We start from the raw sequence: 3,628 nt of genomic DNA on the forward strand, positions 1-3,628 counted from the left end.
GGGTATCACGGCGTGATACCCCAGCCTGTTCCGGCGCGGGTGTCGTGTCGGCAGTCGCCGCGTGGTCACGGGGGGGTGTGATCGGCTGCCGGGGCCCGGGTTTCTATCGTTGAAAATTCTCCGTGCACGACCGTTGTCAGGTGTTTGGAGCTGTGGCTCAATGTTCGACTATGTGCAGTGCTCCGCGGTTCGGGGCACTCCGGCTTCTTCGACGAGGACGACGCCTTGATACGACAACTAGCCCGCCCCCGCACGCTCTTCAGATCACTCGCCTGTACGGCGGCGCTGCTGCTTCCCCTGGGGGCCACCCTGGTCCCGGCCGCGGCCGCGACCCCTGACGTGGGCGCCGCCTCCGCATCGGCGTCCACGGCGGAGAACCCCTCCACCGAGGTGCACGGACTCAAGGGCGAGTACTTCGCCATGTCCGCTCCCGGTGCCCGCGACTTCGCGAAGCTCGGCGCCGTCGCACTCGACCCGGAGATCAACTTCCCAGGACTGACCGGTGCCTTCGAGTCGGCGACCGGACGGACCGAGCACACCACCGCCCGCTGGACGGGGCAGATCGAGGCTCCGGAGACCGGCGACTACACGTTCGCCGCGATCGGTGACAACGGCTTCCGGCTGTTCATCGACGACAAGGCCGTCATCGACCACTGGGAGCCCGACTGGGACAAGGAGCAGACCAGCGCGCCGGTCACCCTGAAGGCCGGTGAACCGCACGCGTTCCGGCTGGAGATGTTCCAGGACATCGGCGGGGCGAACATGTTCCTGCGCTGGTCGAGTGCGAAGCTCGCCAAGCAGATCGTGCCCGAGTCGGTCTTCACCCCGCCGGCCGACTTCGAGGTCTACCCGGTCGGCCTGAGCGTCCCCGCGGACGGCCGGCGGGTGCGGGCGGACTTCGACCACGAGATCAGCGGCGTCGAGGACGTGAAGAACCACCTCACCGTCGAGGCGGACACCACGCCGATGCCCGTGACGTCGGTCGTCAGGGCCCCGGGTGACCGCAAGGCGCTCGTGGTGACCCTGGGCGCGGCCGTCCAGAAGGGCCAGCAGGTCAGGTTCGCCTACGACGGTGAGGCCGGCCTGAAGAACGGCGGGGAGACCGTCCCGGAGATCAGCCGCCGGGCGAAGAACCTGTCCACGCACCGGCTGACCACCCCCTGGGGCGACAAGGTCGACCGAAGGAATCCGCTCCCGGAGTACCCCCGCCCGCAGCAGGTCCGCGACGACTGGAAGAACCTCAACGGCCCCTGGGAGTTCGCGGGAGCCGCCGCCGGCGAGAAGCCGGTCTTCGGCAGGCCGCTCGACGAGCGCATCACCGTGCCCTACCCCGTCGAGTCACAGCTCTCCGGACTCGAGCGCCACGAAGACCACATGTTCTACCGCAAGCTCGTCACCGTGCCCCGGAGCTGGTCGGTCGGCAAGCGGGACGGCGGAGACCGCCTGAAGCTGAACTTCGGTGCCGTCGACCACCAGGCGCGGGTCTGGGTCAACGGTCAGCAGGTCGCCGAGCACACCGGCGGGTACACGGCCTTCAGCGCCGACATCACCGACGCGCTGAAGGGCAGCGGCCCCCAGGAGATCGTCGTCGCGGTCACCGACACCACCGGAGCCGACCAGCCCACGGGCAAGCAGTCGGCGAACCCCGGCGGCATCTTCTACACCGCCTCCTCCGGCATCTGGCAGACCGTGTGGATGGAGCCCGTCGCTCCGGCCGCCGTCGACTCGCTGACGACCACGCCCGACATAGGCAAGGGCCGGCTCGCCCTGACGGTCAACTCCGAGGATGCCTCCAGGTCGGCCCGCGTCACCGCCGTCGCCCGTGACGGGAAGGGCAAGGTGGTGGGCAGGGTCACCGGCGCGGCCAACAGCGAGCTGAGCCTTCCCGTCGCCGGACAGCACCTGTGGACGCCGGACGACCCGTACCTGTACGACCTGGAGGTCACCCTCCGGGACGGCCGTTCCAAGGACACCGTCGACAGTTACTTCGGTATGCGCTCCTTCGCCGTCGCGGAGGTCGGCGGCTACCGGAAGCTGGTGCTCAACGGGAAGCCGTTCTTCTCCCTCGCCCAGCTGGACCAGGGCTTCTACCCCGACGGCCTGAACACGGCGCCCAGCGACGCCGCCCTGGTCTTCGACCTGAAGGCCCAGAAGGACCTCGGCTTCAACTCCGTGCGCAAGCACATCAAGGTGGAGCCGGCCCGCTGGTACTACCACGCCGACCAGCTCGGACTGCTCGTCTGGCAGGACTTCGTCTCCGGCGACCTCACCGGGGAGAAGGGCCACAAGGCCTTCCTCGACCAGGGGGCCGAGATGATGGAGCAGCTGCACAACCACCCCTCGATCGGCGCCTGGATCGTCTTCAACGAGGGCTGGGGCGAGTGGGACCGCACCGAGACCGGAAAGATCACCGAGAAGGTCCAGGCCGCCGACCCCTCCCGGGTGGTCAACGCCCACAGCGGTGTCAACTGCTGCAACTCCAAGGGGGACAGCGGCAAGGGCGACATCATCGACCACCACGACTACAACAACACCGACCCGGCCTTCCCGGACGAGGACCGGGCCGCGATGGACGGTGAGCACGGCGGCTTCACCCTGCGGATACCGGGCCACATGTGGCCGGGTGCTCCCACCGCGATCTACAGCGGCGTGGCCGACAAGGACGCCCTGACCGCCAAGTACGTCGACAACACCCGCACGTACTACCTCGACGCGGCCCGGGCGGAGCTCTCCGGCTCCATCTACACCCAGGTCACGGACCTGGAGAACGAGCTCAACGGCCTCTGGACGTACGACCGCCGCGAGATCAAGGTCGACGCCGCGCAGGTGCGGAAGATCAACCGCGAGGTCATCGCCGCCGGCGCGGCAGCCGGCGAGCGCGACGGGATCAAGGGCGGCGCCGCCTGGTCCCTGGACGAGAACAAGGGGACCAGGGCGGCCGACAGCGGCCCGAACGCCAAGGACCTCACCCTCTCCCGGGGGACGACCTGGACGACCGGCGTGCACGGTTCGGCCCTGAGGTTCGACGGTGCGGGCCAGTACGCGCAGACCGACGGCCCGGTCGTCGACACCACCGGTGACTACACCGTCTCGGCCTGGGCATCGCTCGACGCGCTCCCGGGCAACTACGCCACCGTCGTCAGCCAGGACGGGCGGCGCCAGGAGAACCCCTTCTACCTCCAGTACGGCCAGGGCGGCTTCGCCTTCTCGACCCCGGGCGCCCACCGGGCCCGGCTGGAGACGAAGCCCGAGCTCGGCCGCTGGTACCACCTGGTCGGCGTCCGCAGCGGTGACGAGATCAAGCTGTACGTCGACGGCCGGCTCGCCTCCACCGCCGCGGCCGGAACCGCCGATGTCAGCACCGGCGCGCTCTCCGTGGGCCGGGCCAGGTGGTCGGGGACGGACACCGACTTCTGGAACGGCTCCGTCGACCAGGTGAAGGTGTACGACAAGGCGCTCACCGACCAGGAGGTGACCGCGCTCCACGACGCCGAGCAACCGTAGGGCCCGGCCCCGCAGGAACCGCTCCCGCCGGCACGTGAGCCGTGCCGGCGGGAGCGTCCGGCTGTCCACACCCTTCCCCCGGGCCCCGCCCGGCTTCCCGGCGGCACCGGCCAGGCACCGGCCC

1 protein-coding gene is annotated in these 3,628 nt (G+C 69.8%); it reads left to right on the forward strand.

Features of this window, described 5'->3' with window-relative positions:
* Nucleotides 1–177: 177 nt before the first annotated feature.
* On the forward strand, nt 178–3,504 hold the full coding sequence (locus ABZ371_RS30350) for a LamG-like jellyroll fold domain-containing protein (protein WP_358685640.1): 3,327 nt from the start codon (nt 178–180) through the stop codon (nt 3,502–3,504).
* Nucleotides 3,505–3,628 lie beyond the last annotated feature (124 nt).

This window comes from Streptomyces sp. NPDC005899 (assembly GCF_040629645.1).
In the GTDB taxonomy this organism is placed as follows: Bacteria; Actinomycetota; Actinomycetes; order Streptomycetales; family Streptomycetaceae; genus Streptomyces.